Genomic DNA, 18,662 nt, shown 5'->3' on the forward strand with positions numbered 1-18,662 from the left:
TTGCGGCGGGTGGTGCCGGATGATGCGAGGGGACCGTGCAAAGGTGCCTGTCCCCTTTGCACGTACTCACTGGGATCCGCGGGCCATGGCGATCTTTCCGGTGCGCGTGAGCTGCTTGATGCCATAGCCGCGGAAGAGGTCCTCCATCGCGTCGAGCTTGCTCGCCGTGCCGGTGGCCTCGATCGTGAGCGTGTTCTTGCCGACGTCGACGACCTTGGCGCGGAAGACGTTGGCGATCTCGATGACCTCGTGGCGGCGCTCCGGGGACGCCTGGACCTTGAAGAGCACGAGCTCGCGCTCGACGGCGTCCTCGTAGGTGAGGTCGGAGATCTTGTACACCGAGACGAGCTTGTGGAGCTGCTTGGTGATCTGCTCGAAGCCGACCTCGTCGGCGTCGACGATGATGGTCATGCGCGAGAGGCTCGCGTCCTCGGTGGGGGCGACGGTGAGCGACTCGATGTTGAAGCCGCGGCGGCTGATGAGGCCCGTCACGCGGGAGAGGACGCCCGACTTGTTCTCAACGAGCACGGAGAGCAGGTAGTTCATCACTCATCAACTCCTTCGTGGGACGGCTTGACGCGCGGCCGACCGCCCTCGCCGAAGCCCTTCTCGGTGACGCGGACCCCGCCCAGGGTGACGTCGAGCGCCCCGATGATGTCGTCGATGGGGGCGCCGGGGGCGACCATGGGGTAGACCGTCTGCTCCGCGGGAATCACGACGTCGAGCAGGTAGGGCTCGTCGGAGGCGAGCATCTCGTCGAGCGCCGCGTCGACCTGGTCGGGCCGCTCGATGCGCGCGGAGCGCCAGCCGTAGGCGTCGGCGAGCTTGACGAAGTCGGGGTTGTCCGCGAGCTCGGTGAACGAGAAGCGGTCGTGGTAGAAGAGGTGCTGCCACTGGTGGACCATGCCGAGCGCGCGGTTGTCGATGATGAGCACCTTGACCGGGACCCCGTTGATCTTCGCGGTGGCCATCTCCTGGCTGTTCATCTGGAACGAGCCGTCGCCGGCGATGCAGACGACCTGCTCGTCGGGGCAGCCGATCTTGGCGCCGATGGCGGCGGGGAAGCCGAAGCCCATGGTCCCGAGGCCGCCGGACGAGATGAACGTGCGCGCGTGCTCGCGGTGGATGTTCTGCAGCGCCCACATCTGGTGCTGACCGACCTCGGTGGTGACGATGGAGGCGTGGGGATCGAGCTTGTCGGAGAGGTGCTCGAGCACGACCTCCGGGGCGATCTTGTCGGGGTAGTCCGCGAAGTCGGAGGTGTAGAACGGCCAGCGCTCGCGCCACGAGAAGACCTCGTCGCGCCACTCCTCGCACACCGGCGCGGCGCCCATCTTCTCGAGGCGCTCGTTGATGGCGGCGAGGACCACCTTGACGTCGCCCACGATGGGCACGTCGGGGTTCACGATCTTGCCGATCTCGGCGGGGTCGATGTCGATGTGGATGATCTTGGCGTGCGGGGCGAACTCGGAGACCTTGCCGGTCACGCGGTCGGAGAAGCGCGCGCCGCAGGCGACGATGAGGTCGGACTCGGTGACGGCCATGTTGGCGTACTTGGAGCCGTGCATGCCCACGGGGCCGAGGTTGAGCGGGTTGGAGCAGGGGATGGCCGCCTTGCCCATGAGGGTGGTGACCACGGGGATCTGCATGCGCTCGGCGAGCTCCACGAGCTCCGGGCAGGCGTGGGACGCCACGATGCCGCCACCGGCCATGATGAGCGGGCGCCGCGCGGCTGCGATGAGGGCCGCTGCCTGCTTGACCTGCTTGGCGTTGCCCCGGTAGGTGGGGCGGTAGCTCGGGAGGCTCACGGTGTCGGGGTAGTGGAAGACCATCTCCGAGCCGGAGAGGTCGCTCGGGATGTCGATGAGGACGGGGCCCGGGCGCCCGGTGGAGGCGATGTAGAAGGCCTCGCGGAAGGTGCGCGTGAGGTCGTCGGTGGACTGCAGCAGGAAGCTGTGCTTGACGATCGGCATGGTGATGCCCACGATGTCGGACTCCTGGAAGGCGTCGGTCCCGATGACGCCGCGCGTGACCTGGCCCGTGATGACGACGAGGGGCACGGAGTCCATGTAGGCGGTCGCGATGCCGGTGACGGTGTTGGTCGCGCCGGGGCCGGACGTCACGAGCACGACGCCCACCTTGCCCGTGGCGCGGGCGTACCCGTCGGCCATGTGCGCGGCGCCCTGCTCGTGGCGGGCGAGGACGTGACGGATCTTCTTGGAGTCGTAGAGGGCGTCGTAGATCTTGATGGCCTGGCCGCCGGGGTAGCCGAAGATCGTGTCCACGCCCTCGGCCTCGAGGCTGGCGATGATGGCCTGCGCCCCGGTCATGGTCTTGCCCTCGTGCTCGGTCTGGCTCCCGGGGCCGAACGGCCGGCCCTCGATGGCGCGCCGGCGGCGCGCGATCTTCTCCTCCGTGGTGATCATGAGAGGTAAGCCCCCTTGTCTGCGCTCGTGACGAGCCTCGCGTAGCGGGAGAGCACGCCGGTCGTGTACTTGGGCGCGGGCGGCTGCCACGCGGCGCGGCGCCTGGCGAGCTCGTCGTCGTCGACGTCGAGCGTGAGCGTTCCTGCCTGGATGTCGATGGAGATGGTGTCGCCCTCGCGCACGAGCGCGATCGGGCCCCCCGCCGCGGCCTCCGGGGAGACGTGGCCGATGCACGGGCCCTTCGAGGCGCCGGAGAAGCGCCCGTCGGTGATGAGGGCCACGGAGCTCGCGAGGCCCATGCCGCAGATGGCGCTCGTGGGGGTGAGCATCTCGCGCATGCCGGGCCCGCCCGCCGGACCCTCGTAGCGGATGACCACCACGTCGCCCGGGTGTATCGCCCCGCCGAAGATCGCCTCGCAGGCCTGCTCCTCGGAGTCGAAGACGCGCGCGGGGCCGCTGTGCCGCCACATCTCGGGCGCGACGGCGCTCTTCTTGACGACGCCGCAGTCCGGCGCGAGGTTGCCGCGCACGACCTTGAGGCCGCCGTCGGGGGAGTAGGCGTCGCCCACGGCGCGCACGACCTCGCCGTCGGGCTCCGGGCACGCGGCGACCCACTCGGCCATGGTGCCGTGGCAGGTCACGGCGTCGAGATCGAGGTGCCCCGTGCGGCCGAGCTCGCCGATGATGGCCGAGACGCCGCCCACGTCGTTCAGGTCCTGGATGTGCAGCGGGCCCGCCGGGGCGATGCGCACGATGTTGGGGGTCTCGGCGGAGGCGCGGTCCCAGTCATCCATCGTGACGGGGCAGCCGGCCGCCTGGGCGATGGCGGTGAGGTGCAGCATCGTGTTGGTGGAGCCGCCGAAGGCCATGTCGAGCACCATGCCGTTGTGGATGGCGGCGGGGGTGAGGATCTGGCGCGCGGTGAGGTTCTTCTCGACGAGCTCCATGACCTTCATGCCGGCGCGCTTGGCGAGCCGGATGCGCTCGGAGTAGACCGCGGGCACGGTCCCGTTGCCGGGGAGCGCGATGCCGAGGGCCTCGGCGAGGCAGCAGATCGAGTTGGCGGTGAACATGCCCGAGCAGCTGCCGCAGGTGGGACAGGCGGTCTTCTCGAGCCACGAGCACTCCTCCTCGGTCATGGTGCCCGCGGTGACCTGCCCGACCGCGTCGAAGAGGCTGTTGAGGTCGGTCTGCTCGCCGTGGCGCCCGCGCCCGGCGAGCATGGGGCCGCCGGAGACGAGGATGGTGGGGATGTCGAGCCTCGCGGCGGCGATGAGCATGCCGGGGACGATCTTGTCGCAGCTGGGGATAAGGACCATCGCGTCGAACTGGTGGCCCTGGACCGCGCACTCGACGCTGTCCGCGATCACCTCGCGGCTCGTGAGGCTGTAGCGCATCCCCGCGTGGTTCATGGCGATGCCGTCGCACACGCCGATGGTGTTGACCTGGAGCGGCGTGCCGCCGGCCATGCGCACGCCCGCCTTGACGGCGTCGGCGATCTGCTGCAGGTGGATGTGGCCGGGGATGACCTCGTTTTGCGCCGAGACCACGGCGACGAGCGGGCGGTCGAGCTCCTCGTCGGTGAGGCCGTCGGCCGCAAGGAGGCTGCGGTGGGGCGCGCGGGCCAGGCCCCGCTTGATGGCATCGCTTCTCAGCTGCACGTTATCCTCGCTTTCCCTCGTGGGCACGCAGGTGGCGAGAAACGCGGCGGTGGGCGCTGCCCTTGACGGCGGGTGCCGGCGCGCGGTACTTCTCGGCGCGCCGGAAGGGGGGTGGCCCTTGGGAGCGCGAGGTTCACGCGAGCTGCTCGAGGGAGTGTTCGGGGCCGTCCGCCGCGGGTTCTCACGCTGCCCGCTCGCTGGGGGACGGGTGCGGCCCGTACTTGCCCTGTCGTCGCATTTGCTCAGTGCGGCCACTCTACGCGCGGCGTGTTTCCGGGGTGTGACCGCCTGTGAGCGGTCGTGTTTCCCCCGTGAGCGGTGAGACGGTGGGGCAGCTGAGCGTCTCTGCGCCTGCCGCCGCGCGCGTCCGAGCTGAAGAGAGTGCGCAAAAAATGACACAACTTTCTATATGCCCAGCTCAGAAAATCGCGCATGTTATATTTTGCGCACTATCCTCCAGGACGCGCGCGGCGGCAAGACGGGACGAGCGGCACGCGAGTGCCGGGAGGGCTACAGCGACGTCTGCACCAGCGTGGGCGTGAAGCCCGCCGCCTCGAGGGCGGCCACGATGCCGTTCTTGTGCTCGGTGCCAAAGGCCTCGATCGTCACGCGCAGCTCCACGGCGGCGTTCCTGTTGGTGCTCACGAACTGGTTGTGCTCGAGCTTGATGACGTTGCCGTTCTGCTCTGCGATGACCTGGGCCACGCGCACGAGCATGCCCGGGCGGTCGGGCAGGAGCACGCTCACGGTGAAGATGCGGTCGCGCATGATGAGGCCGTGCTGTACGACCGAGCTCATCGTGATGACGTCCATGTTTCCGCCGGAGAGGATCGAGACCACGCGCTTGTTCTCGGCCGGCAGGTGCTTGAGCGCCGCCACGCTGAGAAGCCCCGAGTTCTCCACGATCATCTTGTGGCTCTCCACCATGTCGAGGAAGGCGACCACGAGCTCGTCGTCGGGCACGGTCATGACGTCGTCGAGGTTGTCGCGCAGGTAGGGGAAGACCTGGTCCCCGACCTCGAGGACCGCCGTGCCGTCGGCGATGGTGTTGGCGGAGGGCAGTCGCACGGGGTGGCCCGCCTCGAGCGCCGCGGTGAGCGAGGGGGCGCCGGCCGGCTCCACGCCCACCACCCGGATCTTGGGGTTGTGGAGCTTGGCGAAGGTGGCGACGCCGCAGGCGAGCCCGCCCCCGCCCACCGGCACGAGGATGGTGTCCACGAGCGGCAGCTCCTGGACGATCTCCATGGCGATGGTGCCCTGGCCGGTCGAGACCACGGGGTCGTTGAACGGGTGGATGAAGGTGAGGCCGTCGCGCTCGGCGAGCTCGAGTGCGTAATCGCATGCCTCGTCGTAGACGTCCCCGTGGAGGACCACCTCGGCTCCGTAGCCCTTGGTGCGCTCGACCTTGATGAGCGGCGTGGTCGTGGGCATCACCACCACCGAGCGCGCGCCCGCCCTCGTGGCGGCAAAGGCCACGCCCTGCGCGTGGTTGCCGGCGCTCGCGGTGATGATGCCGCGGGAGAGCTCCTCGGGCGAGAGGGTGGAGATCTTGTAGTAGGCGCCGCGAACCTTGTAGGCGCCGGTGCGCTGCATGTTCTCTGGCTTGAGCCACACGCGGTTGCCGCACTGGGCAGAGAAGGACGGGCTCTCCACGAGCTTGGTCTCCTGCGTGACCTCCCGGACCTTCTCCGAGGCCTCCTCGAACGCCTCGAGCGTGAGCATCTCTGCCATAGCGGCTCCCCCCTGCAAAGTAGACGGCGCGTTACGGGGCCGTCACCACGGTTTTTCGCTTGCCTATAGTAGTCCTGCCGGGGCAGGGACGTCCCGGCGCAAGGCGAAGGGGCACCAAATGGAAATCATCGAGAGGGACCCGGCGGGCGAGAAGGACCTGACGCCCGCGAGGGGAGACGCGACGCTGCTCTTCCAGATCCGTGACGCGAGCGTGGTGCGTGGCGGCAAGACCATCCTGCACGTGGGCGACTTCGAGCTCGCGGAGGGCGAGCACGTGGCCCTGCTCGGCCCCAACGGGGCGGGCAAGTCCACGTTCATCCAGCTGCTCACGCGCGAGGTCTTCCCCCTCTGGCGCGAGGAGCCCCCGGTGCGCTTCCGCGGCCAGGAGCGCCCCCGGCTCGAGGACATCAAGCGCACCCTCGGCATCGTGAGCTCCACGATGCACGATCAGGTGAGGGTCCACCTTCCGGTCATCGACATCGTGACGGGAGGGCTCTTCGGCACGCTGGGCCTCCCGCTTCGCGGGGAGGTGAGCGCGCGAGACCGGGCGCTCGCGACGGACGCGCTCGAGCGCCTGGGCATCGCAAGTCTCGCCCCGCGCGACGTCATGACCCTCTCCACGGGCCAGGTGCGCCGCGTGCTCGTGGCGCGCGAGCTCGTGCGCGATCCCCAGGTCCTCATCTTCGACGAGCCCTGCACGGGTCTCGACCCCGAGGGCATGTATCACGTGCGGCAGACCATGGGCACGCTCGCGGCCGAGGGGCGCTCGGTCGTGCTGGTGACCCACTATCCGGAGGACATCGTTCCGGCCATCGGGCGCGTTCTCCTCATCAAGAACGCCGAGGTCTTTGCGGACGGTCCCAAGGAGGCGCTGCTCACCAGCGAGGTCATGAGCGACCTCTTTGACGTGCCGCTCGTGGTGGGGGAGTCCTGCGGCTGGTATTCGCTCCGTGGCGCTTACTAGTGTCTGTTGCCGGGGTTGTGGCGGGGATCGGCTGGCGCCTCGACCATGTTGACGTTTGGTGCCAGGCGGGCCTTTGGTGCGGTGCCGGGATTGTTCTCCGCGAAATTTCGGCACTTAGAAACGTTTCCATCTGGCTTGAAGTGCCGAAAATCGCGCGGAGAATGCAGATGGTTTTGGCATGATCTCCCGTAGGGGGTCGTCCGGGAAAAGGTGGCGAGAAGGACGGGCCAAGAGGAGGGCCTGTCGAGGGCTCCCCGCGGCCACACAAAAGGACCCGGATGCGGTGAGGCATCCGGGTCCTGCGTTTACCTGGTGGAGACGAGGGGATTCGAACCCCCGGCCTCTGCCTTGCGAAGGCAGCGCTCTCCCAGCTGAGCTACGTCCCCAGGCGCATTGCGCGTTGGTTATTATGACGGTTATCCCGCGCAGGGTCAACAAGAACTTTGAGCGAGGTTGGCGGTGGGACGAGCCCCTCAGCCCATTTCGACCACCTCGACGTACATGAGAGGTACGGTAATCGAGGCGCCGAAGACAGATTCGTACGTATAGAGCCCTCCGAAAGTTCCGTACATGGTGATGATGTCATCCTCGAGGATGCGTGACTCGCCCTCATCATAGGAATAGTAGGCCATTACGGTGTCATCCCAGATGCCGTAGCTTCCCTCAGTCACGTTGACGCGCATGGTCACTCCGCCGGTATCCTCAAGGACCTGAATGACCTCGCCCCTGAAAACGATATTCTGACCGAAGTATGAATCAGGGTTACGGGCGAGCTCTTCGTAGGGATAAGAGGTGCAGGATGCCTTGAACTGCTCCGGATCCACGGTCGTGCACGTAATGTCCAGCGTGCATGTCATGCCCTGATATGAGATGGTGAAGGTTGACGTCGTTCCCGCGACGAGTGTTCCGGGATTGTCGACGGTCCAGCCAGAAACTACGTCAGTGCTCCCATCGTCATAGGTGCCGCTAACTCTTATGCCTTCGGTTCCGGTCTCGATGGAAACGCCTGCCTCGGTATTACCTGAGTAGGTCGCGCTGATTGATACGAGGTCTGCAGGCTCCTCCTCAACGCTCTGGTCGGTCGAGGATTCTTCCTGCGCCGTGGTGGTGCTAGAGCTGGATTCTCCTGCGTCATTATTGCCGCTCACGGACCCAATCGCCGCGAGAATGAGAATAACTACTATGACAATGAACCACGGCTTCTTATAGAAGGGTTTCTTGGGTTTCTCATCGGCCCCATTGTTCGGAGACGGAGGCTCGGGGGCCGGAATGACGGGGGAATTCTCGTCAAGCTTGGGCCGGGCTAACGTCTCATTGGGGGGGGGTGCTCGGTGCGGGGGACCCGCAGTCGGGGCAGAAGGCGCTGTCAAACGACCTCCCACATTTTGGGCATACGTGGGTCACGAGGCTCTCCTTTCTAAAAGCATTCTGAAAGACCGCGCTCTAAACAGTAGCTCAAATGCTGGTGGCGGGCTTGGAAGGGTCTTGAGTAGCTGGACGAACGGCGGATACCGGGAGTTGCGCGGGCGGCTGGCATCCCGGTGTTGGTTAAGGAATGCGTCGAGTTCGGGATTATTGGAATGCCGTGCTTACGATTCAGGCCGAGTTTCAGATGTGCGTCCTTCTCGTCTGCGACACGGCGCGAACTCGGTGATTATCCTAAGCGGGAGTTGGCTTGGTCGCGAAACTAGGTGCGATGGCTAAGCGCGGTGCGCGACGTCTCGGAATTCAGAGAGATTTCTAAGCCCCACACTCTCCGGGCCCAGCATGGCAGAGATAGCGGGCGGGCCCGACGAGAAGGCCGCGAGCCACGAAGACGCCCCCTGCGGCACGAAAATGAACCCACCTCTCAAAAGGTGGGTGTCCCCATCGCGCGTTCCGGCTTCCTCATCAACGGAGGATCCCCGTACTGAACACGAGATATCGGACTCCCAAGTAACGCTTGTCGGTTCACCCAGTTAGGCCGCAGGGGGACGACACCACCTACTATAGGGGAGCCGCGCGGAGATACCAGTCTTGACATGGTCCGCAATCTCCGCAAAATTGATTGTATACGTGTATGTACGTGCGGTTTTTGTGCTGCGTCGACGGGGCCGCCCGCTCGCCGTGCCCGTCGGTGCCCGGATTTTGCGTGCGCCCGCCCCGCCCTCTTGCGCTTTCGGCTATCATGACTCGTCGTAAACGGCGGGGAGCGTGCGGAGACCGAAGGGGGACGAGGTGGTGCCGAATCTCATACCGTACCTCTGCCTCTTTTTCGCCGCCCTGCTCGTGACTATTCTCACCACGCCGCTCGCCCGAGCTATCGCCGTGCGCTGCGGCGCCGTGGACTACCCCAACGCCCGCAGGATCAACAAGCGGCCCATCCCTCGCATGGGCGGCATCGCCATCTTCCTCGGGATCGTGGCGGCCTTCGTCGTGCAGTACGTGGGCACCATGAACTTCGGCTGGCCCGTCGTGCTCGTGCCCTCGCCCAAGCTCGACGTCAACTACGGCATGCTCGTCGCGGCCTTCGTGGTGATCTTCTCCACGGGCCTGCTCGACGACCGCTTCTCCCTCAGCCCCCGCCAGAAGCTCCTCGGCCAGGTCCTCGCCGCTCTTATCGCCGTCGCCGGCGGCCTGGTGATCGGCGACATCTCCAACCCCTTCGTCCCCGGGGGGTTCATCCAGCTCGGCTGGGTCGCCTACCCGGTGACGGTGGTCTACCTCGTCGCCTACACCAACATCATCAATCTCATCGACGGCCTCGACGGGCTCGCGGCGGGCATCTCCGCCATCGCGAGCTTCACGATGTTCGTGCTCTCGGTGTTGGCGGGCCGCCTCGACGCCGCGGCGCTCTCCATCGCCGTCGCGGGCGCCTCGCTCGGGTTCCTCCGCTACAACTTCCACCCCGCGTCGGTCTTCATGGGGGACTCCGGGGCGCTCACGCTCGGCTTCGCGCTCGGAACGGTCTCGCTGCTGTCCGTCACGCGCTTCGCGGGCCTGACCACGATCATCGTGCCGCTCGTGATCGCCGCGGTCCCCATCATCGACACGTTCTCCGCCATCGTGCGGCGCCTCCGCGGACACGTGAGCATCAGCCACGCCGACCGCGGCCACATCCACCACCGCCTCATCGACGAGGGCTACGACCAGCGCCAGGCGGTGCTGCTCATGTACGGGTGGACGGCGCTGCTGTGCGTGGGGTCGCTCGTGATGACCCAGGTGGAGACCGTCCCGCGCATCGTAATCTTCTGCGGCCTGCTGCTCATCTCGATGGCGTTCGCGCGCCACCTGCACCTCTTCGAGCCGGTTCTGCTGCACCATTACAACCCCAAGACCGGCGCGGACGAGCTCGTGGGGCCCGACGACGCCGCGTTCGAGGAGGAGGCCGAGAAGGTCCACCACCACCGGGGGGAGGGCGAGCGGTGAGCCCTGCGCCCGACGCGTCGCGCGCCCCCTTCCCGGGGCCCTCGGGGGACCCCCTTCCCCTCTCCGCCCTCGACGCCTGCCGGCTGTGCCCGCGCCGCTGCGGCGCACGTCGCTCCCGGGGCGTTGCGGGCCGCTGCGGCATGACGGCGCAGCTGCGCGTCGCCCGGAGCGCGCTGCACTTCTGGGAGGAGCCGCCCATCTCCGGGGAGTCCGGCTCCGGGGCGATCTTCTTCTCGGGCTGCCCGCTGCGCTGCGTCTTCTGCCAGAACCACGAGATATCGAGCGGCGGGTTCGGCGTGGACGTGAGCACGGAGCGGCTCGCCGAGATGATGCTCGAGCTCGAGGGCGCGGGGGCCCTGAACGTCAACCTCGTGACGCCCCTGCACTTCGCCCCCCAGGTGCGACGGGCGGTTCTTCTCGCCCGTGGAGCGGGCCTCACGCTCCCGGTGGTGTGCAACACCTCCGGGTACGAGCTGCCCGAGGTCGTGCGGGCCCTCGGCGACGTCGTCGACGCGTGGCTCACGGACTTCAAGTACGCCGACGCGCGCCTCGCCGGCGAGCTCTCCGCCGCGCCGGACTACCCCGAGGTCGCGGCCCGCGCGCTCTCGGCGATGGTCGAGTCGGTGCGCGCCGCGGGCGGGCGCGAGCTCGCGGAGGACGGGTCCATGAGGAGGGGCGTCATCGTGCGCCACCTCGTCCTGCCCGGTCACGCGGACGACTCCTGCGCCGTGCTCGACCGCGTGTGGGAGCTCGCGGGCAACGAGGTCGACCTGTCGGTCATGAACCAGTACACGCCCAACGAGGCGTGCCGTCGCGCGGGCGGCGACCTCGCGCGGGGCATCTCCGAGGAGGAGTACGAGATCGTGCTGTGCCACGCGGACGACCTCGGCTTCGAGCGCATCTGGTGGCAGGAGGGCGGAACGGTCTCCGAGAGCTTCGTCCCCGCCTTCGACGCCACGGGCGTCGAGGGGCCCGAGCTCGGCGCACCTCCCGCGCGGGATGCGTGAGCGCGCCGGTTGGGTGTATAAACTGTAGACACACTGGAACACGGGAGGGCACATGGCGGACAGGACCGGTCTCACCGACGAGGAGCGCGCCGAGCTCGAGGAGCTGCGCGCCGAGAAGGCCGCGCGCGCCCAGGCCGCCCGCGACGCGGCGGAGCGCGCCGAGCTGGAGCGCCTCCGCGGCGAGCGCGCGCGCAGCGAGGCGGAGCGGGAGCAGGCCGCCCGCGACGCCGAGGCGCGCGAGCGCGGCCGCGCCCTCATGGAGCCCGATGACGACGACCTCAGGATGTCCCTCGGCCAGAAGATCGTGATCCTCGCGGTGGTGGGGATCGTCGCCGTGTGGCTCGCCGTCACGGCCCTGGGATAGGAGGACAGATGTCGCTCACCGACCGAACCAAGCCCGCTGACGTCTCGCTCAACACCGACCTCTACGAGCTCACGATGGCGCAGGGGTTCTGGGAGTCGGGGCTCGCCGACGCCCAGGCCTGCTTCAACGCCTTCTTCCGCGACACCCCCTTCGAGGGCGGCTACGCCGTCTGCTGCGGCACGGGCCAGATCGCCGACCTCGTCGAGAACTTCGTGTTCGAGGACGACGCCGTCGACTACCTCGCGTCCGTCCAGGCGCCCGGCGGCGGCCCCATGTTCAAGCCGGGCTTCCTCGAGTACCTGCGCAACCACCACCTCGACCTCACCATCCACGCCGTTCCCGAGGGGCAGCTCGTCTTCGGGCGCGAGCCCATGGTGCGCGTCGAGGGTCCGGTGATCGACTGCCAGCTCATCGAGACCGCCCTGCTCAACCTCGTGAACTTCCAGACGCTCGTGGCGACCAAGACCGCGCGCGTCGTGCGCGCCGCCGAGGGCCACCCCGTCTCGGACTTCGGGCTCAGGCGCGCCCAGGGCCCCGACGGTGGCCTCGCCGTGGCCCGCGCCTCCTACATCGCGGGCGCATCCTCGACCTCTAACGTGCTCGCGGGCAAGATCTATGGCATCCCCGTGTTCGGCACCCACGCGCACTCCTGGGTCATGGCGTTTCCGAGCGAGCTCGAGGCGTTCCGCGCCTTCGCGAAGTCGAGCCCCAAGAACTGCGTCCTTCTCCTCGACACCTACGACGTGCACCAGGGCATCGCCAACGCCATCACCGTGGCAAAGGAGATGGAGGCCGACGGCGAGCGGCTCTCGGCCGTGCGCCTCGACTCGGGCGACCTCGCCCGCCTCTCGAAGGAGGCGCGCGCGGCCTTCGACGAGGCGGGTCTGCCCTACGTCAAGATCTCGGTCTCGAACGACCTCGACGAGTACACCATCCAGTCCCTCTTCGCCCAGGGCGCACCGATCGACTCCTTCGGCGTGGGCACCAAGCTCGCCACGTGCGACCCCCAGCCCTCGCTCGGGGGCGTCTACAAGCTCTCGGCGGTGCGCCGCGGCGAGGGCGAGCCCTGGACCCCGGTCATCAAGCTCTCCGAGCAGCACTACAAGCGCACGGTGCCGGGCGTGCAGCGCGTGCTGCGCTACTACGACCCGGCGGGCCGCCCCACCGCGGACATGATCGTCGTCGACGAGGTCGCGCGCGAGGGGCGCGCGCGGCGGATGGTCGACATCCTCGACCCCTACACCACCTTCCCGCTCGTCGGCGAGCCCGAGGAGCTGCTCGTGCCGCTCGTCGAGCACGGAAGGCGCGCCGGCGAGCCCGAGGGCATCGAGGTCGCGCGCGAACGCTGCAAGGACGCGCTCATGCGCCTCGACCCCGCCGTCGCCCGCTTCCTCAACCCGCAGACCTACCCGGTGGGCCTCGAGGAGGGGCTCGCCGAGCTGAGGAGCCGCCTCGCCCGCGAGGAGCGCGAGGAGTCCGGTCGCCCCACGGCATAGGGGGCGCGAGCGCTCTGGCGGGGGCGCCCCCGCACGGCCTCGCTGCCCGCGCCGGCGCGCTCGCCGCCTGGCCGCTCCGTGGCGCATTCCACGCGCCTGCCCAAATTCCCAGGCGATTGGGTGAACGAGCGCGCCGGGGGCGCCCGAGATGCCCGTTTTCGCGCGTTGGCGGGGCGATTGGGTATCATTTTTTATGGAGAGATGCCCGATGCATCAAAACTGATACCCAACCACCTTGATTTTTTGGCGAGAAGGACCGGCGAGGCGCCAATTCGCCCCGCCCGCTCGCCCGTATTGCTGCCCGAGCATCAAATGTGATACCCAATCGCCCGGGGTTTCGACCAAAACCTCGGTCTGCGTGTGCACGCGACCCGCCCGCGCCGAGCGCCGTGCCTGCGACCCGCCCGCGCCGAGCGCCGTGCCTGCGACCCGTCTGCGCATGCCCGCGACCCGCCCGTGCCAGGCGCCTCGCCCTCCCGGCGGTCGCGCGCCCGTTCGCGGGGAACGTGGCGTAGCTGCGAAGGCGCGTCCCGCCGCGCGGGCCCCGCCGCGGCTCTGCTACACTCATCCAGCTGGACGATTCCGCGAGCGCGCGGCCCGCTGGCCGCGCACGCGCCGCAAGAAGAGGGAGACCACATGCCCGAGAAGATCGAGGAGCTCGTACGTGCCGCCATCGCCGCCGCCCAGGAGGCGGGTGAGCTGCCCTCCTTCGAGGTGGGCGACCTCGGCTTCGAGCGCCCGGCCGACTCCTCCAACGGCGACTGGAGCTCCACGGTCGCCCTGCGCTCCGCGAAGCTCGCCCGCATGAGCCCGCGCCAGATCGCGGACGCCGTCGTGGCGCACCTCCCCGAGGACGCCTCCGTGGAGCGCGTCGAGGTTGCCGGCCCGGGCTTCATCAACTTCTACCTCGCCGCCGCATCGGCCAACGAGGTCTTCCGGACCGTGCGCGAGCAGGGCGGCGACTTCGCCCGCTCCAAGATCGGCGCCGGGACCAAGGTGCAGGTCGAGTTCGTCTCCGCAAACCCCGTGGGCCCGCTCCACATAGGGCACGGCCGGTGGGCCGCGCTCGGGGACTCGCTCTGCCGCGTGCTCGAGCACGCCGGCTACGACGTCGAGCGCGAGTACTACATCAACGACCACGGCTCCCAGATGGACGTCTTCGGCAGCTCGGTCTCCATGCGCTACCGCCAGCTGCTCGACGTGATGGCGCAGCGCGGCTGCTCGCTCGACGACGCCCGCGCCGCGCTCCTCGCCGACCGCGAGGCCTTCGTCGCCGACGAGGACGACTCCGCTCCCGAGACGCACCCCCTGACCGACGCCTTCAACGAGGCGCTCGGCGGCAACGCCTACGGCGGCGACTACATCGTCGACATTGCCCGTCGCTTCGTCGAGGAGGACGGCGAGAGGTGGGCGGGCGTCCCCGAGGACGAGCGCATGGCGGAGTTCCGCGAGCGCGGCTACCGCTGGATGCTCGAGTCGATCCGCCAGACGTGCCACGAGGCGCGCTGCGACTTCGACGTGTGGTTCTCCGAGCGCAGCCTCTACGAGAGGGGCGAGGACGGCGCCTCCGCCGTCGACCGCGCCCTGTCCGCCCTGGACGAGCTCGGCCACCTCTACCGCGACGAGGCGGGCGCGCTGTGGTTTCGCTCCACGACCTTCGGCGACGACAAGGACCGCGTGCTCATCAAGACCAACGGCGAGTACACCTACTTCGCCTCGGACGTCGCGTACCACTGGAACAAGTTCCAGCGCGTCGACCACGTGATCGACATCTGGGGCGCCGACCACCACGGCTACATCCAGCGCGTGCAGTCCGCGTGCGAGGCGCTCGGCTACCCGACGCAGTTCGAGGTGCTCCTGGGCCAGCTCGTCAACCTGCTGCGCGACGGCAGCCCGGTGCGCATGTCCAAGCGCAAGGGCACCATGGTCACGTTCGACGAGCTCCTCGCCGAGGTCGGCGCCGACGCCACGCGCTACACCCTCATCTCCAAGTCCTCCAACCAGATGATCGACTTCGACATCGAGCGCGTGAAGCGCCAGGACAACACCAACCCCGTCTACTACGTGCAGTACGCGCACGCACGCATCTGCTCGATCCTGCGCCGAGGCGCGGGCGTCACGCTCGAGGAGGCGTCCGAGGTCGGCATGGACGAGGTCGCGAGCCGCGCGGTCGGGGAGTCCTACGACCTGGGGCTGCTCACCGACCCCGCCGAGGCCGCGCTCGCGCGCAAGCTCTCCGAGCTGCCCGGCCTGGTCGAGAGCTGCGCCCGCGACCGGGCGCCGTTCCGCCTGACCCACTACGCCGAGGAGCTCGCCGCCGAGTTCCACTCGTTCTACGCCGCGTGCCAGGTCCTCCCCGGCAAGGGCCGGCCCATTGACGAGGGCCTCTCGCACGCGCGCCTCGCCGCCGTCGACGCCACGCGCCGTGTGCTCGCGCTCACGCTCTGGCTCGTCGGCGTGAGCGCCCCGCAGAGCATGTAGGCGGAGCGCGCCTCCTGTCGACTCGCGGGCGCCCGGGACTCCCCGGGCGCCCGCATCTTTGTGGCGCATGCGTGGTGGGGGAGACTCCCGACCAAAAAAATGTATACTACCGCACTGTTGGATTTCGGCCGTCCCGCACGCGTGCGCTGGGGCTGGTTCGTATGAGCGAGTCGGGGAGGATCTGGAGCGTGGACCTCAGGGAGTACATGTCCGTCCGGAGGGCGTACAACGTCGTCAGGCAGTCCGTCGCGTCGAGCGAGCGCCTGACGTTCGAGGAGTTCGCCATTCTCTGCAGGCTCGACGCCTCCGAGGGCCCTATGAACACCTCCTCCATCGCGGAGTACCAGGGGGCCCTTCGTCCCACGATGACGCACCGCACCAACCACCTCGCCGGCCTCGGCCTCATCGAGCGCGCCCCTGGCGAGCGCGACCGCCGCAACGTCGTCTGCTCGATCTCCGATTTGGGGCGCGAGCGCGTGCGCGAGCTCTGCGGGCTCACGCGGGCCAAGATCAGGTCCGGGAGGTCGCTCTCCCGCACCTCGCCGGAGCGGATCGAGAAGTACGTGGACGCGATGGGGTCGTTCTTCTGCAACGCGGGGGACCTCGTCCTGCTCGGGCTCCTCGCCTCGGAGAAGGGCGAGCTCACGGTGATGCAGCTCGTCGACGCCCTCGGCCTGCTGCAGCCCACGGTCTCCATGTCGGTATCCGCGCTCGTCGAGGACGGCATGCTCGCGCGCGACGCGATCCCGAGGGGCGGCCGCGGCGCGGCGGCGACCCTCACGCCCGAGGGCTACGCGGTCGCGCGCGAGCTCGAGGACGGCATCGCGAGGATCGTGGTGAGGCGCGGGCCGCGACGTGCGCGCAGGTCCGCGGCGGAGGGCGACGCGGGGACGGACGGGACCGCGAGCGAGGCGTGACGCGCCACGACTGCGCCCCTGCCAGCATTCCGTGACGCGCGCCGCGTCGAGGGCGCCCCAGGACCTGTTGCGTGATACAATATGCGCGAACGCGGGGGGCCGCTTTGGCGCACAATTCGGTCGCGTCCTCTCCGCTTCTCACATCCTTGCACAGGAATAGGTTATGCCATGTGGGCACGATGTCGCCGTGGGCGAGTCGTGCATGGCCACAGCAGAGAGGTTGCACATATGTCCGATGCCGAGACGCCCGTTTCCGGGAACGCCCCCGTCGAGCCTGTCGACGCTCAGCCGCAGGAGGCTCCGGCCAAGCCGCGCAGGCGTCGTCGCACCAAGGCCGAGATGGAGGCCGCCCGCGCCGAGGAGGCCGCCGCGCGCGCGGCGGCGGAGGCGGCCGGGGAGCCGTGGCCCCCGAAGCGTCGCCGCGGCCGCCCGCGCAAGAGCGAGTCTCAGGCCGCCGCCGAGGAGGGCTCGTCGGCAGCGGGGGCCGCTCCCGCTCCCGCGGGCGAGCCCGCCGCCGCGGCCCCCGCGGAGGCTCCCGCCCCGGGCACGGAGCCGGAGGGCGACGCGGCGCAGCCCAAGCGCCGTCGCGGCCGCCCGCGCAAGCAGGACGGTGCGTCCGACCAGCCCGCCGCCGACGCCGCGTCGCCGCAGCCGGCCCAGGACGAGCAGGCGGCCCCGCAGGTCGAGCCCGGGTCGCAGCCGCAGGCTGCCGCCCCGCGCGACCAGGCGCCCGCCGACGGCTCCGCGCAGCGCGACGACGCCGGGCGCCAGGGCCGCAAGCGCCGCCGACCCGGCGATCACGCCAACCGCCAGGACGGCGGCCAGCAGGACCGCCGCAAGGGCGAGCAGGGCAAGGGCGGACGCAAGCGCAACCGTCGCCAGCAGGAGGTCGCCACCCCCACGCTCACCGTCGAGGAGCTCTCCGCCATGAAGGTCGCCGAGCTGCGCTCCAAGGCCGCTGAGCTCGGCGTCGAGTACGCCGGCGTCCGCAAGCCCGCGCTCGTCGAGGCGGTCTTCGAGGCCGCGGCGCGCGCAGAGGGCTTCCGCCAGGTCGAGGGCATCCTCGAGATCGGCAACGAGGGCTACGGCTGGGTGCGCACCGGCAACTACATGGAGGGCGACGACGACGCCTTCGTGCACCAGCAGCTCATCCGCTCGCTCGGCCTGCGCCCCGGCGACCGCGTCGCCGGGACCGTCGGCCCCGGTCGCGCCAACAGCAAGTACCCGCCGCTCCAGCAGGTCTCGTCCGTCAACGGCCGCCCTCCCGAGAACCTCAGGGCGCGCCCGCGCTTCCGCGACCTCACGCCGGTCTATCCCAACGAGCGCCTCGTCATGGAGTGCGGCAAGGACTCCATCACCGGTCGCGCCATCGATCTCGTGAGCCCCATCGGCAAGGGCCAGCGCGGCCTGATCGTCAGCCCCCCCAAGGCGGGCAAGACCACGGTCCTCAAGAAGATCTGCCAGTCCATCGCCGCCAACAACCCCGAGGTGCACCTCTTCTGCCTGCTCGTGGACGAGCGCCCCGAGGAGGTCACCGACATGGAGCGCTCCATTCGCGGCGAGGTCGTCGCGTCCACCTTCGACATGCCCGCCGACAACCACACCCACGTCTCCGAGCTCGTGATCGAGCACGCCAAGCGCCTCGTCGAGCTGGGGGAGGACGTCGTGGTCGTCCTCGACTCCATCACGCGCCTCGCGCGCGCCTACAACCTCGCGCAGCCCGCGAGCGGGCGCATCCTCTCCGGCGGCGTCGACTCGGCGGCGCTCTATCCGCCCAAGAAGTTCCTGGGCGCCGCGCGCAACATCGAGAACGGCGGGTCGCTCACGATCATCGCCTCCGCGCTCGTCGACACCGGCTCGAAGATGGACGAGGTCATCTTCGAGGAGTTCAAGGGCACGGGCAACATGGAGCTCAAGCTCGACCGCGACCTCGCCGACAAGCGCGTCTTCCCGGCCATCGACCCGGTTGCGTCCGGGACGCGCAACGAGGACCTGCTCATCGACCCTGACTACCAGCCGCTCGTCTGGGGCATCCGCCGCGTGCTCGCCAACATGAGCAGCGTCGAGCGCGCGGCCAACGCGCTCGTGCGCGGTCTCAAGGAGACCGACTCCAACCGCGAGTTCCTCATCAAGAGCGCCAAGAAGGCCGCCCAGTCCGGCTACGTGGCCTAGGGGCGCCGGCCGGCCCGGGCGGGGCGCGACCCCGC

The 18,662-nt window shown here is 69.1% G+C and carries 13 protein-coding genes and 1 tRNA gene; 8 read left to right on the forward strand and 6 right to left on the reverse strand.

All coding sequences use genetic code 11. The annotated features are described in order from the left end of the window. Positions 1 to 66: 66 nt before the first annotated feature. The 4 genes from ilvN to ilvA all read right to left on the reverse strand — a co-directional run bounded on the left by ilvN (position 67) and on the right by ilvA (position 5,818). Positions 67 to 546, reverse strand: a complete 480-nt coding sequence (ilvN, locus tag BQ7106_RS01550; protein ID WP_072370207.1) for an acetolactate synthase small subunit — start codon at positions 544 to 546, stop codon at positions 67 to 69. Then, positions 546 to 2,426 (reverse strand): biosynthetic-type acetolactate synthase large subunit, encoded by a 1,881-nt coding sequence (gene ilvB / locus BQ7106_RS01555; RefSeq protein WP_072370209.1) that lies wholly within the window; start codon positions 2,424 to 2,426, stop codon positions 546 to 548. Before ilvB ends, ilvN begins: the two co-directional genes overlap by 1 nt. After that, positions 2,423 to 4,087 (reverse strand): dihydroxy-acid dehydratase, encoded by a 1,665-nt coding sequence (gene ilvD, locus BQ7106_RS01560; RefSeq protein ID WP_072370212.1) that lies wholly within the window; start codon positions 4,085 to 4,087, stop codon positions 2,423 to 2,425. Before ilvD ends, ilvB begins: the two co-directional genes overlap by 4 nt. A gap of 510 nt (positions 4,088 to 4,597) precedes the next feature. After that, positions 4,598 to 5,818, reverse strand: a complete 1,221-nt coding sequence (gene ilvA / locus BQ7106_RS01565; RefSeq protein ID WP_205407642.1) for a threonine ammonia-lyase — start codon at positions 5,816 to 5,818, stop codon at positions 4,598 to 4,600. Positions 5,819 to 5,936: 118 nt separating this feature from the next. Here ilvA and BQ7106_RS01570 point away from each other — a divergent pair, with 118 nt between their 5' ends. Continuing rightward, positions 5,937 to 6,782, forward strand: a complete 846-nt coding sequence (locus BQ7106_RS01570) for an ABC transporter ATP-binding protein (protein WP_083526828.1) — start codon at positions 5,937 to 5,939, stop codon at positions 6,780 to 6,782. A 310-nt stretch (positions 6,783 to 7,092) separates the two neighbouring features. Here BQ7106_RS01570 and BQ7106_RS01575 read toward each other — a convergent pair. Together BQ7106_RS01575 and BQ7106_RS10740 are read right to left on the reverse strand one after the other, a co-directional pair. Next, positions 7,093 to 7,168 (reverse strand) — tRNA-Ala (locus BQ7106_RS01575). 87 nt (positions 7,169 to 7,255) lie between these two features. Beyond that, entirely contained in the window at positions 7,256 to 7,930 is a 675-nt protein-coding gene (locus tag BQ7106_RS10740; protein WP_129583755.1) for a hypothetical protein, read from the reverse strand. A 1,072-nt stretch (positions 7,931 to 9,002) separates the two neighbouring features. Here BQ7106_RS10740 and BQ7106_RS01585 point away from each other — a divergent pair. The 7 genes from BQ7106_RS01585 to rho all read left to right on the forward strand — a co-directional run bounded on the left by BQ7106_RS01585 (position 9,003) and on the right by rho (position 18,627). Next, on the forward strand, positions 9,003 to 10,190 hold the full coding sequence (locus BQ7106_RS01585) for a glycosyltransferase family 4 protein (protein WP_083526843.1): 1,188 nt from the start codon (positions 9,003 to 9,005) through the stop codon (positions 10,188 to 10,190). An 83-nt stretch (positions 10,191 to 10,273) separates the two neighbouring features. Next, positions 10,274 to 11,197, forward strand: a complete 924-nt coding sequence (locus tag BQ7106_RS01590) for a radical SAM protein (protein ID WP_072370596.1) — start codon at positions 10,274 to 10,276, stop codon at positions 11,195 to 11,197. Between the two features lie 52 nt (positions 11,198 to 11,249). After that, positions 11,250 to 11,561, forward strand: a complete 312-nt coding sequence (locus BQ7106_RS01595; protein ID WP_072370221.1) for a hypothetical protein — start codon at positions 11,250 to 11,252, stop codon at positions 11,559 to 11,561. An 8-nt stretch (positions 11,562 to 11,569) separates the two neighbouring features. After that, positions 11,570 to 13,057, forward strand: coding sequence for a nicotinate phosphoribosyltransferase (locus BQ7106_RS01600; RefSeq protein ID WP_072370225.1), 1,488 nt, complete (start codon positions 11,570 to 11,572; stop codon positions 13,055 to 13,057). A gap of 636 nt (positions 13,058 to 13,693) precedes the next feature. Further along, positions 13,694 to 15,538, forward strand: a complete 1,845-nt coding sequence (locus BQ7106_RS01605; RefSeq protein WP_072370227.1) for an arginine--tRNA ligase — start codon at positions 13,694 to 13,696, stop codon at positions 15,536 to 15,538. 188 nt (positions 15,539 to 15,726) lie between these two features. After that, positions 15,727 to 16,455, forward strand: a complete 729-nt coding sequence (locus tag BQ7106_RS01610; RefSeq protein ID WP_072370229.1) for a MarR family transcriptional regulator — start codon at positions 15,727 to 15,729, stop codon at positions 16,453 to 16,455. 228 nt (positions 16,456 to 16,683) lie between these two features. After that, entirely contained in the window at positions 16,684 to 18,627 is a 1,944-nt protein-coding gene (rho, locus tag BQ7106_RS01615; RefSeq protein ID WP_072370231.1) for a transcription termination factor Rho, read from the forward strand. Positions 18,628 to 18,662 lie beyond the last annotated feature (35 nt).

Source organism: Thermophilibacter mediterraneus (genome assembly GCF_900119385.1).
Taxonomy (GTDB): domain Bacteria; phylum Actinomycetota; class Coriobacteriia; order Coriobacteriales; family Atopobiaceae; genus Thermophilibacter; species Thermophilibacter mediterraneus.